Origin of the sequence: Borreliella japonica, from assembly GCF_900099615.1 — a bacterium.
GTDB classification, from domain to species: domain Bacteria; phylum Spirochaetota; class Spirochaetia; order Borreliales; family Borreliaceae; genus Borreliella; species Borreliella japonica.
In genome coordinates this window covers 121848-145632 of sequence record NZ_FMTE01000004.1, presented here as the reverse complement: position 1 = coordinate 145632, position 23785 = coordinate 121848, and the positions used below count along the sequence as shown (strand labels likewise).

Here is a 23785-nt window from a genome sequence, read left to right as displayed (position 1 = left end):
AGCTGATGCTTGACTTAGAAAAAGTAAAAACAATTTTTAAAAAATATAATAAATACGAGATGCGCATTGATGAAATTCAAATACCTGAGTATGTCCTAATACCACTTGAAACAGAAAATTCAAAATCCATAATATACATAATTGAAAACCAAAAAATAGAAGAAAATCAAATTTTATCGAAAAATTCAAACATAGAGCTATACACATACACTCCAATATCTGGAATAGTAGAAAAAATATACACGGCCAACTTTCCAGATGGAAAAAAATTAAAATCAGCATTAATCAAATTTCAAGGAAAAATAAAAACCGAAAAAGACACAATTGAAGACGAAATCTCAAGAGAAAAAACCCTATCAAAATTAATTCAACTGGGAATTCCTTGGTTTAACGAAAATTCTTTATTTCAATTTATAAACAAATGTAAAAAAATAGACAAAATGATTTTATTAACAAATGGAAAAGATGGATTTACAAATATTTCAGAAGCACTAATGGCAGAAAAATTAGAAGAGATTCTTTCAGGATTCCAAATAATCGACAAAATATTTAAATTCAAAGAAATAACAATAATATCAAATAAAGACAAATTGAAAAAAGAATTCGAAAAATTGAGTGTTTTTAAAAACAGAAAAATAAAAATTAAATCTTTAGAAAATGCATACCCTTATACAAATCATGAAATGATAATGCACTTTTTATACAATAACAAAAATGCAAAAGATGACATAAACCCCAACAACAATATTTTATTAGCAAATATTGAAGATCTATACAATACAAATCTTGTTATAAAAAACAACAATCCCTATAAAGAAAAATTTATAGCTATAAATGGAAATAAAAAAATAAAAAGTAGAATACTGAAGGTAAAAATTGGAACTTCTTTAAGCCAAATAATAAATGAAAAAATTGATACAAAAAAATATGAAATTTTTTTAAACAATCCAGCCAACAAAATAAAAATTAAAACATTAAATATACCAATAACAAGAGATATTTATAGTTTTACCATATTAAAGAAAAAGTCAATATATGACAAAATCAAAGCATTGTTTATATCTAGTTTTTCGCCATTACAAATAGAAAATATTATTTTTTCATACTTAAAAAATGAAAAAATAAATGATAATGGCAAATTAAAAATATTTAAATATACGGACAAAGAAGTAGAAGAAGAAATACATAAAGTTCAAAAAGAAATTAAAGGCAAAATTCTAAATGAAAATCTAATAAATGAAGTAATATACACTGAAAACAATTTAAAAGACATATACTCTACTATCATACTATCATTATTGCCTAGTCTAATATTTTCTTTCCTAAATAATACAAAATTCATGACAGATACTTTGCTATTAATACTTATTAGCATAGCAATCTATATACCAATAATGCTAAAAATTAATTACAAATGTCTGTCTTTTTTTATTTACAATGCCTTAATAATAAGCATTATATTACCTTTAAATTTAGAAATTACACTAAAAATAACATCCTTACTATTTGCTTTTTTAGTATTTTTTTACTTTTTAAGACTTTCAGCATTTTTAGTAAATCCTATATTAATTTCTTTTATGTTTTTTGCATTAAATTTTCCAGTCAGTTTTAAGCAAACCTATCAAGAAGAGCTTAAAAGATCAGTACCAATAATTCCAACCTGGAATGAAATAATAGACACAAATCCAACCATAAAAAATTTAAAAAGTTTACATACCTTCACAAAACATGAAAATAAAAAAATCGATGCAATTGAAAACTTTTTAAATAAAAACATTTTTTCTGTTTTCAATACCATTGTCACGAGATTTCATATTGAAAGTCTCTTAGGAGTTAATAATGAAAAAAAAATATCTCCAATCTTGCTTTATTTTGGACTCTTATTAATAGTTGGCAAATATATAATTAACAAATTAATACCATTGTCATTTTATATAAGCTTGATGACAATCTCATACATAGCACATAATATGGGAATGCTAAGCCACATCAGCTCGGATATGTTAACATTGCTTATTTCTCCAGTACCAATGCTCTTAATATTTACAATGGCAACAGAAGTGCAAATAACACCACACTTTAAATTTGAACAAATACTTTACGGAACACTATTGGCATTTACATACTTTTTAACATTAAGCTATATTCCTTTTGAAACTTTATCGGCCATAATATCTATTTTTATCTTACAAATAAGCTCAAGCTTAATAAAAAGCTATAGCTTAACTCTCAAAATTCAAAAAATAATGTATTTTTTGAAAGCAAATAAAGAAAAAGCGCTCAAAATCTCTCTTGAAAATGAAAAGGATATAATAAAATTATGACTGATAATTTGATCACATACTTGATTATTAACAATTTAACTTTAATACACTTTGTCGGATTTGAGGATATAAAAATAAAAAATAATGCAATCTTAATAAAAAAATATGTCATAATAACAATTACCTCTTTATTAATATATTCAATATCATTTTATCTTTATAAACTGCTTGAAAAGAACAACTTGCTGTTCTTAATGCCAATTTTTTATGTAACTTTAATTTACGTATTGATATTATTATTTAAAGTATTAAATGACATATTTATTATATACAACATAAAATCGAATTATTCAAACGACTTTATGCTCTCAAGTAGCAGTTTAATTGCAATAACATTTTTTGCACTTGATAAGAACAATGGATTTTTTGAGGGATTAGAAATACTTATTCTATCTACACTCGGCGTACTAATAACTTTAATGTCAATAACGTCAATAAAAAAAAACTTTGATAAAAACCCTAAAATCAATATATTGGAAAACGAACCAATATATTTTTTTATAATGTTTATTATATCTTTAATTCCAAATATAATTATATTAATATACAATCATTAGTAGCGAGAAATAAAAATGAAAGAAAAAATAAATACATTGTTTAAACAAGCTGAAGATATTTGGAGGAAGCTTTGACAAAAAAGAAATTCAAGCCAAAATCGAAGAATACGAAAAAGAAATAAGCCAGAAAAATTTTTGGAATGATCCTAAAAGAGCCCAAGGCGTTATTAAAGCTCAAAGCATTTTAAAAAACAAAATTGATCCGTGGGAAGAGTTAATCAATAAAATTAAAGACTTAAACGATCTGTGCGAAATCATTGAAAATGAAAAAGATACTGTTAGCTTGGAAATCGAATTTAATGCACTAGAAAGACAATACAAAGATTTGCTTACAATTTCTTACTTTAAAGAAGAACTTGATGCAAACGACGCTTTTTTAACCATTCATTCTGGTGCTGGAGGCACTGAAGCATGCGACTGGGTTGCAATGCTTTACAGAATGTATTCAAGATATGCTGAGAGAAAAAAATACAAAACAGAACTTATCGATTTGCTTGAAGCTGAAGGCGGAATAAAATCTGTTACAATAGAAATTAAAGGAAAGTATGCTTACGGATTGTTAAAAAGTGAAGTCGGAATACATCGTCTTATAAGAATTTCTCCATTTGATGCTGCTAAAAAAAGACATACCTCTTTTGCATCAGTATTTGTTGACCCTGTTATCGATGAAAAAATAGAAATAATAATCAAACCAGAAGATATAAGAATTGATACATACAGAGCATCGGGATCCGGAGGGCAACACGTCAATAAAACATCCTCTGCTGTAAGAATAACTCACATTGAAACAGGAATAGTAACTCAATCTCAAAGCGACCGAAGTCAGCACAAAAACAAGGAAATGGCAATGAAAGTTTTAAAATCAAGACTTTACGAATACTATAAGAATAAAGAAGATGAAAAAAACAAATCCAAACAAGACACGAAAAAAGAAATTTCTTGGGGCAATCAAATAAGATCTTACGTATTTCAACCTTACAATTTGGTAAAGGATCACAGAACAAAATTTGAAAATTCAAACACCACTTCGGTTATGGATGGCAATATAGATAATTTCATAGAAGAGTATTTGAAATGGAAAAGCTTAAACTAACGCTGACAATATCGTTACTAATATTTACAATATACAAAATACATTCTCAAAGTAATATAGAGTACAACTTTTCCTATATCATTAATACAAAAAAAGAAAACATTGACCTTAAAAAAGGAATTGAAAAACAATTGAACAAAATATATGACAAAATAACAGAACATATCGTAAACAATGATGATAAAAACATAATTGAAGATATTTATATAAATCAAGACATAATAAAAACAGAACTTGAAATTAGCAAATTAAAAGAAGAAATGGATAAAAAAAAACTTCAAAATATAATAAACGCAAAAGAAATGCATGACACCAAAACCAAAATTGATGAACTTAAGAAAAATATCCAAAATATTGATAGCAAAAAAAAAGTATTTGCAGAATATTCTAAAAATTTAAAAAAACTAAAAGTAAAATATAAAAAAATCGAAGAACAAAGAAATATCTCAAATTTAAATAAAGAATTTTTCATAAAAGAAGAATTGTTTTTTATAAATTATATTGACCTGAAAAAAATAGAAAATTATTATTTACTAGAAATTAGCAACATTATGTCTGAAAAAATTGAGACTAAAAAAGCGGTATTTAAAACGTCATCTTCTATTAATGAAATTACAGATACAATAACAAACCACAGTTTCAAAGAAATATTAGGTAGAGAATTTTTAAAAATCAATATTAACGTCAAAAACAACCCAGATGCAAAAATCTACATAAATGAAAAATTTGTTTCAAAAGGAATCTATTACGACAATATTTTTGACATTTCTAAAATCCCAAACAAGGAAATTGAAATACAAGTCATGAGTAAAAATTTCGAAAACTACTCTACTAGAAGAACGGTAAAAAATGCAGATTCAATAACATTGAATATTGAATTAAAAAGAACAAACTCTAAAAAAGCATCAATTACAAGCAATGTAAAATCTAAAGTTTTTAAAAAAGGCATATTCATGGGAGAAACCCCAATTGAAATTGAAAAACCAGAAAATCAAGACATCATTTTGCTTAAATCTGAAGGATATAAAGATAAATTCAAGTTAATAAATAAAGAAGAAGATCAAGTAGAAATAGAAATGATAAAAACTGGCAAAAATAGACTCAGCAGCACAAGAGATAAGTTTTACATTAATCTAGCTGTTTTTACATTAAGCACAATAGGAACCATTTTTGCAGGAACATTGCTTAACAACGCAGAATCACTTTATAAAATAGCTGGCAATCACTTTATCAACAAAAATTTAACAGCTGAAGATGTTTATATGGCAAAAGCAGAACAAATGACCGCAACATTTCTATTTGGAGCAGGCATCACTTTAAGTATTGGTAGCTTTATTTCATTAATAACTCATTTAGTAGAATATATTAAAGAAGCAAATCTGGGAGAATAGATTTAACAATTAACAATAAAATAGGAGAACAAACTTTTGGGTATTTTAGAAAAAATAAAAAATTTATTTAAAAGCAATCAACAAGAAAATGTTATTGAAAACCTAGAAGACATTCTTTTAGAATCAGACATTAACAATGAAATTGTAATAGAAATACTAAACAAATTAACAAAAGAAAAAAATAAAAACGAAAAAACTATTATTGAAAACTTAAAAGAACTTTTAAGCAGTTATATTAACACAAAAAAATTTATTCTAGAAGACAACAAATTAAACATTTTGTTAATAGTCGGCATAAATGGAATTGGAAAAACATCAAGCATAGCAAAACTTGCAAATAAACTAAAAAATGAAGGCAAAAATATATTAATATCAGCTGCTGATACATTCAGAGCAGCTGCAATCGAACAAATGAAAATTTATGGGGAACAAATCGGAATCAGAATAATATCTCAAAGCCAAGGAAGCGATCCATCAGCTGTGATATTTGACAGCATCTCAAGCGCTAAGCTTAAAAATTACGATGCATTAATTATTGACACAGCTGGAAGATTGCAAAATAAAGAAAATTTAATAAAAGAGCTTCAAAAAATAAACAATGTAATATTAAAGCAAATAAAAAACGCTAACATCAATTATCAAAAAATACTTGTAATCGATTCTACTATTGGAAAAAATACAAATAGTCAAGCAGAAATTTTCAATAAAGCAATAGAAATAGACGGAATAATAATTACTAAACTAGATTCATCCTCAAGAGCGGGTACAATAATAAATACTTCAAAAATTCTTCAAAAACCTATATACTTTACTACATTTGGAGAAAAAATAGAAGACATTAAAGAATTTGATATCAATGAATATCTTAATAAATTACTATGAAAAAAAACCAATTAATACTTCTTCTATTTATACCACAAATTATTTATGCAAAAAGCTATTTTGCGTCTGATGCATTTTTCAATAAATACCAAAAATTGGATGTAAAACCAAAAACAGGATTTTACATTGAGCATCATTTTATTGATGATATCGAGAAACTCTACTTATATAAAGAAACTAATTTAATAAAATACAAGACAATTCAAATCATAGAAAATACAAGAAAAATCACATATTATGATACAAAAGATACAAAAAGAAAAGAAGAAATATACGACAATTTAAATAATAAAATACAAGAAATTGAATATGACAACAAAGGAAAAATTCTTGAAACAGCAAATTACTTTTATGAAAACGGCAACTTAATATCCAAAAATTTAAAAACAATACACCAAAAACCAAAATTAATATATTACTCTAAAGATGAAAATGGTAAATTACTAAAAATAACGGGGTCAAATTTTCAAATTTGGAATTATGGAATTAACGGCGACATAAAATCTACATATTTTGACATCAAAAAATCAACAACAAAAGTGATAAAATATGATGACAAAAAAAGAAATTTAAACAGTGCGTTAATTGTTAATAATAAAATAAAATCCAAAGAAAAAAACCAATATCTAGATGAACAAAAAATAGTAAATACCTTTGAAGAAGAAAATACAAAAATTATATCTACCTATCAAGGAAATAACCTAATTAAAGAAGAAACATATAAAAATAATGAACTTATAAAAATAAATGATTTTCAATACAACTCATCTGATATGATAATTCTTCAAAACACTAAAGAAAAGGATAAAGACCAATATACCAATACTAAAATTGAATACGAATATAGCCAAGACAATCAATTAAAAAGCAAAAAAATCTATGAAAACGATATAATTTATCTAAAAACCGAATACCACAATGATAATGAATATGAAGAAGAAATATACTACAATAAAAAGCCCGCTCTTAGAGTAAAACATAAGAATGGAAAAGTCACCGAAGAAAAACTAATGGAAACAAATTAAATGAATATAAGAAGTTTTTTGCTTAAAAGATTAATAATAGAAGAAAAAAACAGTCTAGCCCTAACAATTGTAATAATATTAAGCATTACCTTAGGTGAAATAATAATTATCCTAACAATATCAATCATGAATGGTTTTCAAAACGATTTCTTCCTTAGCATTACAAATGTAGAAAGTGGAAATTTAAAAATAGAAAATGAACTTACTCAAAAAGAAATCAAAGAAATTGAAAAAATTGAGGGAATAAAACATATAAATAAAATATACGAAACACAAGGCATTGGAATTCAAAATTATTATTATCCAACTATTTTGAACATCATTGCGGTTGATATTAAAGATCTCGAAAAAGACCAAAATTTTATTTCATTTACAGGACTTAAAAAAGCTGAACTAGATCTTAAAGACAATGAGATTATTATTGGAAATATACTCTCATACAATTTTAACTTATTCGAAAATGATACCCTGGGATTAATAATCACCGATGAAATAAAAAACCTTATATCATTAGAAAATGATATTAAAAAATTCAAAATAAAATCAATTTTCAAAAGCGATTATGCAAAAACAAATGAAACTTTGATTTTTATGAATATAGACTATTTCATTAAAAATAAAATTTTACATAATTCTAGCATTAACTACCAAATAAAAACAAAAAATTTAAATCCAAGTAGCAAATTAATTGAAAAGATCAAAGCTATTAATCCAAAAATCAAAATAAAAACTTGGAATGAATATAATAAAGAATTCTACAAAGCATTGAAAATAGAACGAAATACAATGTTAATTATTTTAGCAAGCATTTTCATTGTTATTGCCGTTAATACATATTATCTACAAAAAAGAATAATAATAAACAAGAATAAAGCCATTTCAATACTATTAGCCATGGGGCTTAGAGTAAAAAAAATAAAGCAAATTTTTTTTACTCACTCAATAATAATCTGCACTATAGGAGGACTTCTTGGATTGATACTGGGAATTTTAATCTCCTTAAATATAAATGAAATTTTAAAAATAATTGACAACCTGGTAAACACTCAAATAAATTTTTTAAATCAAATATTGGCTTTAAAAATAGATAACATTACTATACAAATAGTAAAAAATACAATTACTCCTAAATTATTTTTAAGCGATTTAGCATTTACTTTCTGCTTTGCATGCTTTTCTACAATATATTCAAGCGTGAAAGCAACAAAAAAAATTGGAAATCAAAAAAACATTGAAACTATAAATGGATCATAAAATGGAAAATATATTAATTATAAAAAATCTTTGCAAGGCATACAAAAAAAATAAAACAAAAATTCAAGTAATAGAAAATTTAAACTTAACTGTAACAAAAGGCGAATTTATTTCAATTCAAGGAAAAAGTGGTTGCGGAAAATCCACTCTTTTTAATATGATTTCAGGAATTGATAAAATAGATTCTGGAGAGATAATATCATGCGGAATATTTTTGAAAAATGCAAATGAAAAAACATTAAGTTTGTATAAAAACAGACAAATAGGTTTAGTATTCCAAAATTATAATTTAATAAATGAGTTTAGTGTATTTGAAAATATAATTTTACCCAAAATTATCTCAGGCCAAGAAACAAAAGAAACCATAAATAAAAAAGCTCTAGATCTAATGAAAACATTAAAAATAGAAAACAGAGCAAACCATTACCCTTCAGAGCTCTCAGGAGGCGAATCACAAAGGGTTGCTATTGCTAGAGCGTTAATCAATGAACCTAATATAATCTTGTGTGACGAACCTACTGGAAATTTAGATTTAATCACAGCTAAAACTGTAGAAAATCTACTTATCAATACAGCAAAAAATTTTAAAAAAACCTTAATACTAGTTAGTCATAATCCTCAATTTGCGAACAAAGCAGATTCAAAATATGAATTCAAAGATAGGACATTGAAAAAAATATGATGCTTTTAAAACTAAGAGAAATTACAAAAATTGCATATATAATTTTCAAAAATTCAACAAATAAAATAGCTTTAATAGGTTCTGGAATATCATTAAGTCTAGTAATGATCCCATTAATTATCGTCTACTATATGTCTAGCAATATTATGACTTCTACTATTAATAAATATATTGAAAGTGAAGGATTTTCTACACAAATAGAATACAACGACACAAATAAAATCCATTACTTAAAAGACAGATTAAGCTCATTTAAAAAAAAATATAATTACAAAGATTTAAATTATTTTTTTGAGAAAAGAACTTATGGAATTATTGGAAATAATAAAAAACAAGGTGTCTTAATAAGAGCAATAGAAAATGAATTCATATTGGAAAACAAATCAATAAAATTAATAAAAGGTAGTAAAAATTTAAAAAAGGATTCTATACTTATTTCAAATCAAATAAAAAATAAACTTAATTTAAATCTCAATGAAAAAATTGACATTTTGATTCCAAATACAAAAAACAATACAATAATACCCAGAATAAAAAAGTTTAATATCTCGGGAATAATTGAAACCGGGCTAAAAGATATTGATAATAATTTAGTGTTAATTTCTTTTGAAAACGAAAATTTAATGTCAAAAAAGTTTTCAAAAAGCATAATTGGACTTGAAATAAATTCCAATTCCATAAAAACCAATGAAATCTTGAAACAGAATTTAGAAACCGAATTTCAAGAATTCCAAATAAACACATTCTATGAACTTTATTTAAATAAATACAATAATCTAGATATAAGTAAAAAACTTTTAATATTCATTATGGCTTTGATTATAATATTTGCAAGCATTAATATATCTTCGTCCCTTTCAATGCTTATTTTTGAAAATAAAAAGAAAATTGCAATACTAAAATCAATTGGAATGAATAATTTAAACATAAAAATAATATTTCTTTTAATATCACTCACATTAAGCACCACCTTTTGTGGGATTGGAATAATACTTGGAAATTATTTAACACTTAAAATATCTTATTTAATAAACTTTGTTGATAATATTTTAAACTTTTTTTTAAAAATATTTGGAGAAGAAAATTCTGAAATATTAAACTCAGAATACTACGTATCTGAATTTCAAATACATTTAAGCTTGAGCTTTAGCTTAACACTTCTTGGCTTATATATGCTAATAAACATTTTAACTACACTGATTCCGCTTAAAATTGTCTCAAATTTAAAAGAAAAAGAAATCTTAAGATAATTTTAAAGCTCTATTTAATCATCACATTATAAATTTTAATAGATGAAAAATCCTTTTCAATTGTGGGATAAATCTCATTTGGGAAAATAGTACTAATTGTGAAACTCTGTTTGGATTTAGATTTTAAAAAAGAATTGGCAGAAGAGATTAATTTACGTCTCAAGGACCTAATAGTTCTTCCGTCCTTATCAATATAACTAATTTCAATTTCCAAATCTTTAATAACATCTTTTGAAGAATTGAAAACTTCTACCACAGTATTTGCCTTACAAATTCCAAAGGACTTTTTAAAATAATTTCCAATATATTTAAATTTCAATATAAAAGAATCTGAGTCAAGATTTACACCAATTTTATCATCAACATTTTCAAAAAAATCAATTTCAATAATATCTAATACTACTTTTTTAGGATTAACATCAATAGCTCTTGGTATACTTGATATAACATCAATTGGAATATAAACATTTTTACCCCATTTTGCAAAAAAATCACTTTCTTTATTAAAAACCTGATTAAATACAGATTTGCCAAGATCATCGTAAACTGCAACTCTGTAAGAAATCTTTTTAACAGGATACGTTGTTGAGACAATTCCCGCTTTAAGCTGATACAAATGTGCATCTTCAAATACCAGAACTTTAGCATCCTCTATTTCTATGTAATAGAAGTCTTTGGGACGTGAAATAAGATCAACAGCCTCAACTACTAAATCTTTAGCCATAGTAATAGGGGGAAGACCTTGAGATGCGGTAGAAGAAGTAAATTTTTCTTTTAAAGCCATTTTACCATTTCCATTTACACCAACGAAACTTTGAAAAGATCTGTAAGTAATCAAAGAAATAAAAAATATCAAGATAGAACTCAAAGTTAATATTAAAATTCTACTCTTAGATTTCTTAGATTCATAATAGTCTATTAAATCCAAATCATTTCTTATTCCAAATTCTTTTGCTTGTAAACTTACATGAATCATTTTTTTTTTAGATTCTTTAGTATTTACTTTATCAGCAATCTCTTTAAAAAGAGAAAAAAATAAACTAAACATTGATTTGTCGTGAAGAGAATAAAAATAAATAGATTCAAGCTCTCTAAAAGCAACACCTATCTTCCCCATATCGACAAATCTTCTAACTCTCACATAAGATCTTCTAAAATAAAGCTCCATATTTTCAATATCATTATCAGAAATATCTGATACTTCAATAATATTTTTAATACTCTTTTTGCTTAAAATTTTATTTTTATGCTTCCTAAGTTTTGATAAATAAATCTTAATTCTATCTTCAGACGTTTTGCTATTCATTATCTTCTAATTCATCAACTTTTTTTAAAAGCCAATAAGCAATATTTCTAGCAGTAATCTTTGTAATAGAAATTCCTATAAAAGAGTTAATTAATACTATTTTACCCTCTTCTCCACGTTTTAATTCTTTTGAAGCCTCTTCTAAAACACCTTCTTTGGTTTTAGTATAAGCAATCTCCTCAGAAATCTCTGTAGACTCGAAAACAAGATCACAAAAAATCTCTCCTGTATCAGTTACATTCCCATAAATATTATTAATAGGAACCAATTTATAATCTTCGGCTTTTTCAAACCTATAAATTACTTCTTTCATATAAACGAGTATATCATAATCAAAAAACATAACCAATAAACAAAATTTATACAAAAAAATAAACTTCAATTTTTAAAAAAAATGATTATTAATTAATAATCATTTTAAACTTTTTTTTGTAGAATGAAAAATAATGCTATAATTATTAAAAGCTAAAAATTAAAACAAAGGAACTTGTAAGGATTATGGATTTCAAACAAATAAAAAATAATGCCGAAAAAGTCGAGTTTTTAAGAAAAGATTTTCCTATTTTAAATAAACAGATTGACAATAAACATATAATTTATTTTGATAATGCAGCAACCTCTCAAAAGCCTAAAAAAGTAATTTACTCTAGCATCGAATATTATGAAAATTACAATGCAAATGTACACAGAAGCGGTCACAAATTTGCAATTCAATCAAGCATAAAAATAGAAAAAACAAGAGAACTTGTAAAAAATTTCATTAATGCAGAATCTGCAAACAATATAATATTTAACTCTGGAACTACGGACGGAATCAATACCATTGCAAACTCGTTTTTTTACTCAAAATACTTTAAAAAAAAAGATGAAATTATTCTTACAACTCTTGAACACAATAGTAATTTACTGCCATGGGCAAATCTTGCAAAATTAGCTAATCTAACAATTAAGCTTGCTAAATTCAATGAAATGGGAATTATTACCCCTGAAGAAATTGAAAAACTTATTACAGAAAAAACAAAGCTTATCAGTATTTCCGGAATAAATAATACCCTAGGAACCATTAATGATTTAGAATCTATTGGAAAAATCGCAAAAAAATATAATATAAGTCTTTTTATAGATGCTGCACAAATGGCACCTCATGTAAAAATAGATGTCAAAAAAATTGGTTGTGACTTTTTGGTATTTTCTGGGCATAAAATGCTTGCCCCAACAGGAATTGGAATTTTATATATTTCAAATAATATGGCTGAAAAACTTCATAGCTCAAAATTAGGAGGAAATACTGTCGAAGAAATATTTATCAAAAATAAAAAAATTAAATTTAAATCACTCGATGCTCCAAATAAATTTGAATCGGGAACCCCAAATATTGCAGGAATTATTGGACTTGAAGAGGCAATAAAATATATCAATAATATTTCTATGGATTTTATTTTAGAACATGATCAGCAATTAATAGAATATGGGATAAAAAAATTACAAGAGATTGATGAAGTTGAATTTTTACTAAATACAAATCTTAAAAGAAATTCAATAATATCATTTACAGTAAAAAATATTCACTCACACGATATTGAAACCTATCTAGATACAATGGGAATAGCAACTAGAGCCGGAAAAACTTGTTCTTATGTAGCATTTTTTCCAGAAAATTTAAACAAAAACCATCTTTTAAGAATTAGCTTTTATTTTTATAATACACAAAAAGAAATTGATATTTTCATATTAGGATTAAAAAAAGTAATAAAAGAGCTTTCATAAAAATTTAGAAAATAAACTTCATATTATCTTTTATTATTGATTTAATAAATCAAAGAAAATAAAATTAAATTATGCTCACTGAAAAAATTAAAAGAAAATTAGTAAAGCTTAGTAAGATAAATAATTATATAATGCATAAAGTAGAAACAAATCAAAATTTCAAACATCAATCTAAATGCGGGGATCAAATTTTATTCCAAATAAAAAAAGAAAATAACGGAAAATTTAATTTAAAACATCATGCATCTGGATGCATGATTTTACTTGCAAGCGCCAACGCTTTAAACAAATTGTGCAATAACAAACCAAAACCCGAAATCCTAAACTTAGTGCAAAAAGTGATAAACAATGATTTTGCAAATCTAGACGAAATTGACGCAAGTTTAAAAATTTTCAACATATTTACAAATACAAATAGAAAAGACTGTTTTTTACTGCCATACAAATCATTAAAAGATAGTTTGGAAAACTACAAGTCTTTAAGGGAAAGCTGTTAGATGAAAATCTATTCACACTCATCAATAGGATACGAAGGAGAACTAATTGAAATTGAAATAGACATTAAAAAAGGAAGCTCTGGAATTGACATCGTGGGGCTTGCTGGAAGCGAAATTAAAGAATCGAGAGAAAGAGTAAAATCAGCTATCAAAAATTCAAATTTTCATTTCCCTAAAAATAGAATATTAATAAATCTTGCACCAGCTGGAATTAAAAAGCTTGGAACAGCTTTTGACCTTTCAATTGCTATTAGCATTATTAAAATCCAAGAAAACAAAAATAATAAAAATTTAGAAATCTTAGTATTGGGAGAATTGCAATTAGATGGCAAAATAAGATCAATAAAAGCAGTTTTACCAGCAATTGCTCTTGCCAAAGAAAACGAAATAAAACTTGCAATAGTTCCCTTTGAAAATTTAGAAGAAGCTTGCCTAATAGATGGTTTGAATATTTGGGGTGTTAAAGATTTAAAAGAAACCATAAAAATAATAGAACAATTAAACGACAATATACTTCCCCCAAGAACAAATGTTAAACCACACACAATAACTGAACAAGATTGTATTTTAGATTATGACTTTAAAAATATAAAAGGACAACAAAGAGTAAAAAGAGCAATTGAAATAGCAATTGCTGGTGGACACAGCATAATGTTATTTGGTCCACCTGGAAGCGGAAAAACACTCAGTATTAAGTGCACTCAATCTATTCTTCCTCCACTTACAAACAAAGAACTGATAGAAACAAATAGAATATGGTCAATATCGGGGAAATTAATAGACAGAAAGATAATAAAACAAAGACCTTTTAGAAATCCTCACCATACTGCTAGTAAAGAAGGAATAATTGGGGGAGGTTCTAATCCTTTACCTGGAGAAGTGTCTCTTGCCCACAATGGAATATTATTTCTAGATGAAGCTTTAGAATTTAAAAAATCCATCTTACAATCTTTACGTGAACCTATTGAAGATAAATCAATTTCAATCTCAAGAGCAAGTTCCAAATTATTCAAATACCCTGCCAATTTCCAACTAATGCTTGCAATGAATCTTTGCCCTTGTGGAAATCTTGGCAAAAAAAACACAGATTGTTTTTGCTCACAACAAGAAATTTCAAATTATTGGAAAAAACTTGGAGCTGCAATGCTTGATAGAATTGATATTAGGGTCCCAACAAGAGCAATTACTAATGAAAAATTACTAAGCGAAAAAAGCGAAAGTTCAAGCGAAATAAAACAAAGAATAATAAAAGCAAGAAACATTCAAAATATAAGATACGAAAATTTTTCAAATATAAATAAAAATTCTGATCTTAATACCGATCACATTGAAAAATTTTGCGAATTAAGTGCAATATTGAAAAATGATTTGATTTACATTCTAAACAAACTCAACATATCCTCAAGGGCAACGCATTCAATATTAAAAATTGCAAGAACAATCTCCGACTTAAGGGAAGAAAAAAACATTTCAAGAGAAGCCTTACTTGAAGCAATTGAACATAGAAAAAACGGAGAAAATATGCTTGAAAAATAAAGACCCTCAAATATTGGGGGTCTTTAAATTAAAATTTCACTTCTTAAAACTAAAAAGTTATTTTATCAATATAGCTTTTAAGCTGATTAGCAGAACTGTTAAAACTATCAAGCTCTTTGGAGCTTATCTTAAAGTTTAAAACTTCTTTGACTCCTTCTTTACAAACTATGGCAGGTGCTCCAATATAGATATCTTTAACTAATCCCCCGTACTGGCCATTAATATAAGAAGATATTGGCAGGATAATATTCTGATCCCCAATTATTGCATTTACAATATTCTTAATACCAAGCCCAATAGCATAATAAGTTGCTCCCTTAAGATTAATCACCTCATAAGCAGCATTTACAACCTTTTTATGAATTTCATCAAGCTCTAGCTCAGTTATTTTGCCTTCAGTAAGGTATTCTGATAAAGGCTTCATTGCTATTTTTGTTTCATCCCAAGTAGCAAAAGAACTATCACCATGCTCCCCCATAATATATGAATGTACATTTTGAGTGTTCACATTAAAACGAGCACTTAAAAAATATCTAAGCCTTGAAGTGTCAAGAATAGTACCGGTGCCAATAACCTTATGAATAGGAAATTTGGAATATTTCATTGTAACATAAGTCATAATGTCTACAGGATTAGTTGCAATGACAAAAATACCATCAAAGCCACTAGACACAACATTGGTTACAATATCTTTAAAAATTTTAGAATTTTTATCAACTAAATCAAGTCTTGTTTCACCAGGTTTTTGATTAAGTCCTGCTGTAATTACAACAATATCTGCGTTAACACAATCTTTGTAAGTCCCAAACAATACATTAATATTCTTCTTTAAAAACATTTGGCCATGATTAAGGTCCATGACCTCACCTTTTGCTTTATTTTCATTAACATCAATAATTACAAGTTCATGTACAAGCGAATTGTCTATTGTCAAAGCATAAGCAAAGCTTGAACCCACTCCACCAGCTCCGATAAGAACAACTTTATTAGACTTAAGCATAAATTACTCCATATAAATTTAAACTACATACAACTAATTTTAAATACGTAATGACAAAAATATTTTATCGCATTTCTAAGGGATTTGCCAATCACATACCTTAAATAATTAAAAATATATTTAATTATCATTATTAGATTTCAGAACTGCAAGAAAAACACTTTGTGGAATCTCAACATTTCCTACCATCTTCATTCGCTTTTTGCCTTCTTTCTGCTTTTCCAAAAGTTTTCGCTTACGAGTAATATCACCACCATAACACTTGGCAGTAACATCTTTTCTAACAGGAGAGATTGTCTCTCTAGCAATAACGTTAGAGCCAATAGCACCTTGAATAGCTATTTTAAATTGTTGCCTTGATATTTCATCTTTCAACTTTTTACAAATCCCAGCAGCCTTAGTTCTTGCACTATCTTTAAAAACCAATTGAGAAAGTGCATCAACCTTATCCCCATTTACTAATATATCTAATCTTACTAAATCCGTATATTCATAATCTAAAAGTTCATAATCAAAAGAAGCATATCCACGACTTACAGACTTAATCTTATCATAAAAATCAAAAAGGATTTCGGAAAGAGGCATTTTATAAATAAGCTCAACTCGCTTAGTATCAAGATAAATTAAATTTGTCTGCACTCCTCTTTTCAACAAACACACACTCATAATATTTCCTAAAAATTCTGTAGGAACAATAATATTAGCTCTAATATAAGGCTCAAGCACACTTTCAATAGCTTCATTTCCAGGAAATTGTTCAGGACTTTCAATAAAATAAGATTCTCCCTTTTTAGGAATTATTTTGTATCTAACAGAAGGAGAAGTCAATATCACATTTAAATCAAATTCACGCTCAATACGTTCTTGAATAACCTCTAAATGCAAAAGACCGAGAAACCCACACTTAAAACCATGGCCAAGAGCCGATGATGAATCTTTTTCAAATGTTAACGATGCATCATTAAGCTTTAATCTATCCATTGCCTTTAAAAGGTCATCATATTGATTGGCATCAACAGGATACACTGAAGAAAACACTACAGGCTTAATTTCTTTAAATCCCTCAAGGGGAGATAATGCAGGACAATTGCAAAGAGTTACTGTATCTCCAATCTTCACATCTGATATATTTTTTATTCCTGCAATAAAATATCCAACATCCCCTGCTTCTAACCTATCTTTTCTTTCAAGAGATATTTTAAAAACCCCAATCTCCTCAATTAAATACTCACTATCGGTATGCATTAACCTAATTTTGTCGCCTGTCTTGATTTGTCCTTCGAAAATCCTAAAGTGAACAACAACTCCTCTATAAGAATCATAATGCGAATCAAAAATTAATGCTCTTAATGGATCCTTAATACTTCCTTTAGGAGATGGCACATGCTTACAAATAGCTTCAAGCAAATTATCAATTCCTATTCCATTCTTAGCAGAAATCAAAATAGCAATTTCTTCATTTAATCCTAAATCATTTTTTATTTGCTTTTTTACAAAATCAATATTAGCATTTGGAAGATCTATCTTATTAATAACAGGAATAATTTCTAAATCATGCTCAAAGGCCATATAAAAATTAGAAACCGTCTGAGCTTGTATTCCCTGACTTGCATCAATTAATAAAAGAGCGCCCTCACAAGATGAAATTGCTCTTGAGACTTCATAAGAAAAATCAACATGACCTGGAGTATCTACAAAATTTAACTCATAAAAATCACCATCATTACTTTTATAAGTAATTGTTACTGCCTGACTTTTTATTGTAATTCCTCTTTCTCGCTCAATATCCATACTGTCAAGCATTTGACTTTTAAAATCACGATCAGATATTATTTTGGCCTTTTGAATAAACCTATCGGCTAATGTCGATTTACCGTGATCAATGTGTGCAATAATACAAAAATTTTTTTTACAAATACTAATACGCACTCCCCCAAACTACAAATCAAGATTTAAAATTTATATTTTTTTTAAATACAGAATTTTTAATTTGGCTTCTTGATTTAGCAATATAAGGAGAAAATCTTGGCGCAAGATCCACTATTAATTTCCAAGTATCTATTGCTCTAAATCCATAATTACCATTAGAATATGAATAGGTAGCAACAGCAACATTATAAATTATTTCCCAAAAATCTGTTGATTCAAAAGCATTTTTTATTTCCTTATACTCATTAATTTTTTGAACAAAAGACCTTAAATTCCTAAACTGATACACAGATTCATAATAACAAACATAATCATACATTCTTGTTAAAATCCCCACTGCAGCTATAAGTCCATGAGTAATTGAAAGTTCATAAGCCCTTAGGCGCAAATAAACTTTTGACAATAATTGGTGAGTATCAATAACATTGTAGTTCTTAAATCTGTAAAGATTAAAAGTAAAATCAATACCAAAAGCTCCTCTTACTTGTTTTAAATAAGAAGTTAAATAAAATGAAACATTAAATTTATTATTTGGTGTAGTATTTTTACCTTGAGAATAATCATGATAACTATAATAATCTTTTTTGGTTGAAAACTTATTTAATATATCATTTAAATAATCAATCGTATCAACATAATTATTCTCAAGTTCGGCCATTTTGGCTAAAGAAAAAAGTATTTTTTTTTCAAAAGATTCATCTATCAAATAATCTTTATCTTCAAAAGACTTATAAAGGTTTAATTTTTCAAGAACAGTATTGCCAGACATCCCATAAGCTACTGACAAATAATAGCTGGCTTCGGGATAAACACCTTTTCTAAGCAAAGCTTCCTGCAAATAATTAATAGCATGTGTAAGATTAGACTTACTAAATTCAGATTTAGAATAAAGAAATTGTCTACCTTTTTCAAGCAAAATCCAATAAGGAAAATTTTTATTATTTGAAGAATTCAAAGAAACAGAAAAAGGCAAAACAAAAAAAATAAAAACCAATTTTCTCATAACAACAAATATATTAAATTAACTCATAAATTACGAGAAAATTTAATATTAAAATAAATAATAAATCAAAATTAAACAAACTTAAATATCATTAGAAATACCATTACAAAAAGAGCAACGGATTCTATTAAGCCCAAAACTAATAGGTATGTAGCAAATCCTTTCCCAGTCTCAGAAAAAGCATCACAAGCACCTGCTGCTGCCTTACCTTGAGCAAATCCAGAAACAGCAATCGCAAATCCACCACCAAGACCAGCTCCAAGCAGCAACCATGGATTAGTCTGCATCATTACCTCATATAACGTGTTCATTAAAATATATCCATATATTATTTGAGTCAATGGTGCTGAGACAAAAACAATCAATAGAAATGGCGCTGGTTTTCCTTGCATATAGCACCTCTTCCATGCTCCAATAGCAGCACTACCTGCTGCTCCCATACCCAATGCAGAACCTATTGCTGAGATTGTCAAAGCTGAATTAACTCCTATTAAACCTATATCCATAAGTACTCCTTTTTATTTTTTTTTTATTTTTCTAAAAGGCTTATAAGCGTGCCCACTCCATTCTTGCCCTAAATGGTTCGAAAATTCAAGCATATTAAGCCTTACCCCATGAACAATCACTGAAAGCAGAGATAGCATTATATTTAAAATATGCCCAAAAAGTATAACAATAATCCCGGCCACTATAAAACCAATATTGGAAGATTTTAACAAAGGCATTGACATAGCATTAAAACTTGCTGAGATTGAAAGCCCCGCAAGTCCAACTGCAAAAAGCCTAATATAAGATATTATATCTGCAAACCCTGACACAGTGGTTAAAAACTGCTCTATAATGCCCCCAAAACTTTTCAATATGCACTTGAAAAAATTTGAACCATCTTGCTTGCCAAAAACAAATACAAGCGCAACACCAAAATATATTATATTATAAACAGCATTATACATGGGAAATCGAGATTGACTAAGTATTAAATTCAAAACAAGATAATAAAGACCAGATATACATGTAAGCCAACCAATCTGTGCAATTGAATGAACATGGGGCTTTTCTTTTACTTGTCTGAAAAAATTCCAAACATGAGCTAATGAAATTTGCAAAACTCCTATTGAAAAGCAAATAAAGATAATATTTTGAACACTATTTTTCTCTGTCAAATAACTAACTTTAAATGAATTCAAAATAGGAAACATTTCAAGAACTAAAGAACTACCAAACCAAGTCCCAGTCATAGAACCATAAAGTATCGATGCCACACTAAGATAAAATATTAACCCATGAACTGAAGTTAAAGGCTTACCTTTAAGAATAAAACTCAAACTAAGCAAAATTCCTATCAAAAAAAATATCACTCCATAAGCTGCATCACCTATTATCATACCAAAAAACACAAAGAAAAATAACATAAAAATAAAACTTATGTCTCTTTCTTTATACCCGGGAATTGTCTCTAAAATACTAAAAATAGGAGCAGCTAAATTGGCGATTCCTTTCCTTTTTATATAGGTTGGAATAATATCGTTTTCTTCAGGATCTGCAAATTGAACTGCAAAACCTGCTTTTAACACAGAGCTTTTAAGAGATTCTTGACTTTCAGCTGGAACAAATCCTGTAATATACGAAAAATCCTCAAAATCGGTTTGCATATCAGCTAAAACTTGCTCAAACTCTACAATTTGATCATATTTTTTTATTTCATCCCTTAAAATATCAATATATTTATTAAAAAGAGAAATTTGGGTCAATTTTTGATCCAAAATCTCATCAACAACCTTTAATTTATTATTAATATAATCAAGATCAAAATTAAACTTAAACTCATCAGCAATCTCAATTTTTTGTTCAAACTCACCAACACTTACAAAATAAGAAGTGTTTTTTACATTTTTAATCAAAAAAACATTAACATTAGGATCTTTTAATAAATTTTTATATTCACTTTTTTGGATTTTAAAAAAGTGAATATAAATGTTAGATTCTTTCAATTTGTTAACATTCTCTAAAGAAAAATTCCCCCAAACAGAAATCAAACTCCTTTCATGCAATAAGGATCGTTTAATATCTTGAAATTCTTTAATCTCATTACCTAAATTGACTATGCTCTTTGCAATATCCAAAAAATTACCATTAGAAGATTTCAAAGCCTTAACACCTCCATCTTCTCTAAGTAGCGAAAAAGCTTGCATTAAAATTTGCCGATCATCAATGCTTTTTTTTAAGGAATCCGAACTTTTATTACAATAATTAATATGAACTGCTCCAAAATCTCTTAAAATCTCTAATGATTCTTTTTTATATTTTGATAAAGTCAAAAGTAGAATTTTTTTCATTTTTACAATCATAAGCTTGTTCCTATCTTTTTTTATCAATCAAATTAGACTTAGCAATTTTACCTCTTACAACAGCTGCAGTTTGCTGATCTCCAAGATATATATTAATTTTTTTTATATTAGCTTTAGCTGTTGGTATCATCACTTTCTCAAATAAATTAACTCTTTGGGATGTTACTCGAAACTCTTTTAAAAGCAAAGCGATTTGTTTTTTTAAAATTTTAAGCTCTACATCAATTTGAATCACAATTTTAAGAATTTCAATCCCCTTATCTACCCAATAAGGAGTAAAAAGTAAATCATGCCTTATATCTTCATATTCAATAGAATCAAATATAGGAATTGCAACCCCTGCAATATTTAAAGACTTCTTTACCACTGTTTTTACTTGAATCCAACTCTCAAAAGGAAATTTCTCGCCAAAAAGAGAAATCCAATTTGAAATACTATCCTTAAGTTTTTGTTGCTCAAGATTTTTGATTTTGTAAGAATTCTCAATTCTAACAATTTCCATATAAAGCTGTTGCTTCTTAAGCTGCAAAGTAGGCAAATATCTATTAAACATTTTAAGTTCATCTTTTTGCTTTTTAAGATCATTTTTGGTCAATTTAATTTTAGGCATAATCAAAAGGTCTCTTTTTTAGGCCAATATTTTTCAATAAGGTCTGTTTTTATTCCTGTTTCTTTTGGACTAAAACAACTAGCAAGAATATCCCAACCCAAATCTAAAGCCTCTTCTAAAGGAATATTAACAGACAAATCCATCATCTTGCTTTCAAACATGTTGCTATACTTGAGTAATTTCTCATCCCACTTAGTCATATTAAATCCCATAGCCTTCTTTTCTACAGATTCTTTTGAAGATGCGTAAAGCTTAATCATTGAATCCATTATAGTCCTGTGATCGTCCCTGGTCTTACTATTTACCATTTGCTTGAGCCTTGAAAGCGATCCAAAAGGTTCTATTCTGCCGCCCTTTAAATAGTACTGACCTTCTGTAATATACCCAGTATTATCAGGAACAGGATGAGTAACATCATCACCCGGCATAGTTGTAACCGCAAGTATTGTAACCGATCCTGCACCTTCAAAATCAATAGCCTTCTCATAACGATATGCAAGCTGAGAATATAAATCTCCAGGATAACCTCTATTAGAAGGTACTTGCTCCATTGTAATAGATATTTCTTTCATCGCATCAGCAAAATTTGTCATATCTGTAAGAAGAACTAAAACTTTTTTACCCTTGAGAGCAAACTTTTCAGCAACAGAAAGCGAAATATCAGGAACAGTTAAAGATTCAACAACAGAATCATTAGCAGTATGAACAAAAAAAATTGTTCTACTTAAAGCGCCTCCTTTTTCTAAAGAATCTTTAAAAGTCAAATAATCATCATGCTTAAGCCCCATTCCACCAAGAATTATCAAATCAACCTCTGCTTGAAGTGCAATTCTTACAAGAAGCTCATTATAAGGCTCACCAGAAACAGAAAAGATTGGTAATTTTTGAGATTCAACAAGAGTGTTAAAAACATCTATCATTGGAAGTCCTGTCCTTATCATATTCCTAGGAACAATACGTTTTGCGGGATTTGCAGAAGGCCCCCCAATTTCAATCAAATTATCATCTAGAGAAGGGCCTCCATCTCTAGGATTCCCAGAACCATCAAAAATTCTACCCAACAAATTATCAGAAAATGAAACTTGCATTGAATGTCCTAAAAATTTTATCTCGTCTGACGTAGAAACACCTCTTGTACCACCATAAACTTGAAGGGAAACTTTTTCTCGATCAAGTTTAATTACTTCGGCCAGAGAACTTGTATCTTTTGCTTTCACAATAGCAAGCTCACCGTACCTAATACCTTGAGCTGTAACAGTTATTACATTGCCTGCTATAGACTCTATTTTACTGTAGACTCTTTTCATATATATATATTTCTCCAAATCCTC

General features: G+C 27.4%; 21 protein-coding genes. 12 read left to right on the top strand and 9 right to left on the bottom strand.

Annotated elements, in window-relative coordinates; all coding sequences use genetic code 11:
• The first annotated feature begins 5 nt into the window (after window positions 1-5).
• From BLO14_RS03930 to BLO14_RS03890, 9 genes are all read left to right on the top strand, one after another.
• Window positions 6-2324, top strand: coding sequence for an RnfABCDGE type electron transport complex subunit D (locus tag BLO14_RS03930; protein WP_091973123.1), 2319 nt, complete (start codon window positions 6-8; stop codon window positions 2322-2324).
• The gene (locus BLO14_RS03925; protein ID WP_091973120.1) at window positions 2321-2881 is read left to right on the top strand and encodes a hypothetical protein; all 561 of its coding nucleotides are present in this window, start codon (window positions 2321-2323) and stop codon (window positions 2879-2881) included. The genes BLO14_RS03930 and BLO14_RS03925 overlap by 4 nt, the downstream gene beginning before the upstream one ends.
• A gap of 15 nt (window positions 2882-2896) precedes the next feature.
• A protein-coding gene (gene prfB, locus BLO14_RS03920) for a peptide chain release factor 2 (RefSeq protein ID WP_143280320.1) occupies window positions 2897-3974 on the top strand; the annotation gives its coding sequence in 2 pieces (ribosomal slippage) (window positions 2897-2953 and window positions 2955-3974; 1077 coding nt in all).
• Window positions 3956-5365, top strand: coding sequence for a hypothetical protein (locus BLO14_RS03915; RefSeq protein ID WP_091973117.1), 1410 nt, complete (start codon window positions 3956-3958; stop codon window positions 5363-5365). Before prfB ends, BLO14_RS03915 begins: the two co-directional genes overlap by 19 nt.
• A gap of 36 nt (window positions 5366-5401) precedes the next feature.
• Complete coding sequence (ftsY, locus tag BLO14_RS03910; RefSeq protein ID WP_091973114.1) at window positions 5402-6247, top strand: signal recognition particle-docking protein FtsY; 846 nt, start codon at window positions 5402-5404, stop codon at window positions 6245-6247.
• On the top strand, window positions 6244-7272 hold the full coding sequence (locus BLO14_RS03905) for a hypothetical protein (RefSeq protein WP_091973111.1): 1029 nt from the start codon (window positions 6244-6246) through the stop codon (window positions 7270-7272). The genes ftsY and BLO14_RS03905 overlap by 4 nt, the downstream gene beginning before the upstream one ends.
• Window positions 7273-8526 (top strand): ABC transporter permease, encoded by a 1254-nt coding sequence (locus tag BLO14_RS03900; RefSeq protein ID WP_091973108.1) that lies wholly within the window; start codon window positions 7273-7275, stop codon window positions 8524-8526.
• 1 nt (window position 8527) lies between these two features.
• Window positions 8528-9208, top strand: coding sequence for an ABC transporter ATP-binding protein (locus BLO14_RS03895; RefSeq protein WP_091973106.1), 681 nt, complete (start codon window positions 8528-8530; stop codon window positions 9206-9208).
• Window positions 9205-10458 carry an ABC transporter permease gene (locus tag BLO14_RS03890; protein WP_413783460.1) on the top strand — a complete coding sequence of 418 codons (1254 nt, stop codon included), beginning with the start codon at window positions 9205-9207 and terminating at the stop codon, window positions 10456-10458. Before BLO14_RS03895 ends, BLO14_RS03890 begins: the two co-directional genes overlap by 4 nt.
• Before the next feature lie 10 nt (window positions 10459-10468).
• Here BLO14_RS03890 and BLO14_RS03885 read toward each other — a convergent pair whose 3' ends face one another.
• Both BLO14_RS03885 and BLO14_RS03880 read right to left on the bottom strand, forming a co-directional pair.
• The gene (locus tag BLO14_RS03885; protein WP_091973104.1) at window positions 10469-11767 is read right to left on the bottom strand and encodes a hypothetical protein; all 1299 of its coding nucleotides are present in this window, start codon (window positions 11765-11767) and stop codon (window positions 10469-10471) included.
• Complete coding sequence (locus BLO14_RS03880) at window positions 11757-12077, bottom strand: hypothetical protein (RefSeq protein ID WP_091973101.1); 321 nt, start codon at window positions 12075-12077, stop codon at window positions 11757-11759. Before BLO14_RS03880 ends, BLO14_RS03885 begins: the two co-directional genes overlap by 11 nt.
• A gap of 185 nt (window positions 12078-12262) precedes the next feature.
• On the opposite strand from BLO14_RS03880, the gene BLO14_RS03875 reads away from it, so the two are divergent.
• The 3 genes from BLO14_RS03875 (at window position 12263) to BLO14_RS03865 (ending at window position 15564) form a co-directional block, all read left to right on the top strand.
• Window positions 12263-13531: a cysteine desulfurase gene (locus tag BLO14_RS03875; RefSeq protein ID WP_091973099.1), complete on the top strand. Its 1269-nt coding sequence runs from the start codon at window positions 12263-12265 to the stop codon at window positions 13529-13531.
• Between the two features lie 71 nt (window positions 13532-13602).
• Window positions 13603-14028, top strand: coding sequence for an iron-sulfur cluster assembly scaffold protein (locus tag BLO14_RS03870; RefSeq protein WP_091973096.1), 426 nt, complete (start codon window positions 13603-13605; stop codon window positions 14026-14028).
• Window positions 14029-15564 carry a YifB family Mg chelatase-like AAA ATPase gene (locus tag BLO14_RS03865; protein WP_091973093.1) on the top strand — a complete coding sequence of 512 codons (1536 nt, stop codon included), beginning with the start codon at window positions 14029-14031 and terminating at the stop codon, window positions 15562-15564. It begins immediately after the preceding gene.
• A gap of 49 nt (window positions 15565-15613) precedes the next feature.
• Here the strand turns inward: BLO14_RS03865 and BLO14_RS03860 are convergent, their stop codons facing one another.
• The 7 genes from BLO14_RS03860 to BLO14_RS03830 form a co-directional block, all read right to left on the bottom strand.
• Window positions 15614-16564 carry an L-lactate dehydrogenase gene (locus tag BLO14_RS03860; RefSeq protein WP_091973090.1) on the bottom strand — a complete coding sequence of 317 codons (951 nt, stop codon included), beginning with the start codon at window positions 16562-16564 and terminating at the stop codon, window positions 15614-15616.
• Between the two features lie 120 nt (window positions 16565-16684).
• Window positions 16685-18493 carry a translation elongation factor 4 gene (lepA, locus tag BLO14_RS03855; protein ID WP_091973087.1) on the bottom strand — a complete coding sequence of 603 codons (1809 nt, stop codon included), beginning with the start codon at window positions 18491-18493 and terminating at the stop codon, window positions 16685-16687.
• 16 nt (window positions 18494-18509) lie between these two features.
• Entirely contained in the window at window positions 18510-19496 is a 987-nt protein-coding gene (locus BLO14_RS03850) for a hypothetical protein (protein ID WP_091973084.1), read from the bottom strand.
• Between the two features lie 71 nt (window positions 19497-19567).
• A complete protein-coding gene (locus BLO14_RS03845) occupies window positions 19568-20002 on the bottom strand; it encodes an ATP synthase subunit K (protein WP_004790144.1) in 435 nt (144 codons plus the stop codon).
• Window positions 20003-20014: 12 nt separating this feature from the next.
• A complete protein-coding gene (locus tag BLO14_RS03840; protein WP_091973304.1) occupies window positions 20015-21844 on the bottom strand; it encodes a V-type ATP synthase subunit I in 1830 nt (609 codons plus the stop codon).
• Between the two features lie 10 nt (window positions 21845-21854).
• Window positions 21855-22454 carry a V-type ATP synthase subunit D gene (locus BLO14_RS03835; protein WP_091973081.1) on the bottom strand — a complete coding sequence of 200 codons (600 nt, stop codon included), beginning with the start codon at window positions 22452-22454 and terminating at the stop codon, window positions 21855-21857.
• 2 nt (window positions 22455-22456) lie between these two features.
• Window positions 22457-23761 (bottom strand): V-type ATP synthase subunit B, encoded by a 1305-nt coding sequence (locus tag BLO14_RS03830; RefSeq protein ID WP_091973078.1) that lies wholly within the window; start codon window positions 23759-23761, stop codon window positions 22457-22459.
• Window positions 23762-23785 lie beyond the last annotated feature (24 nt).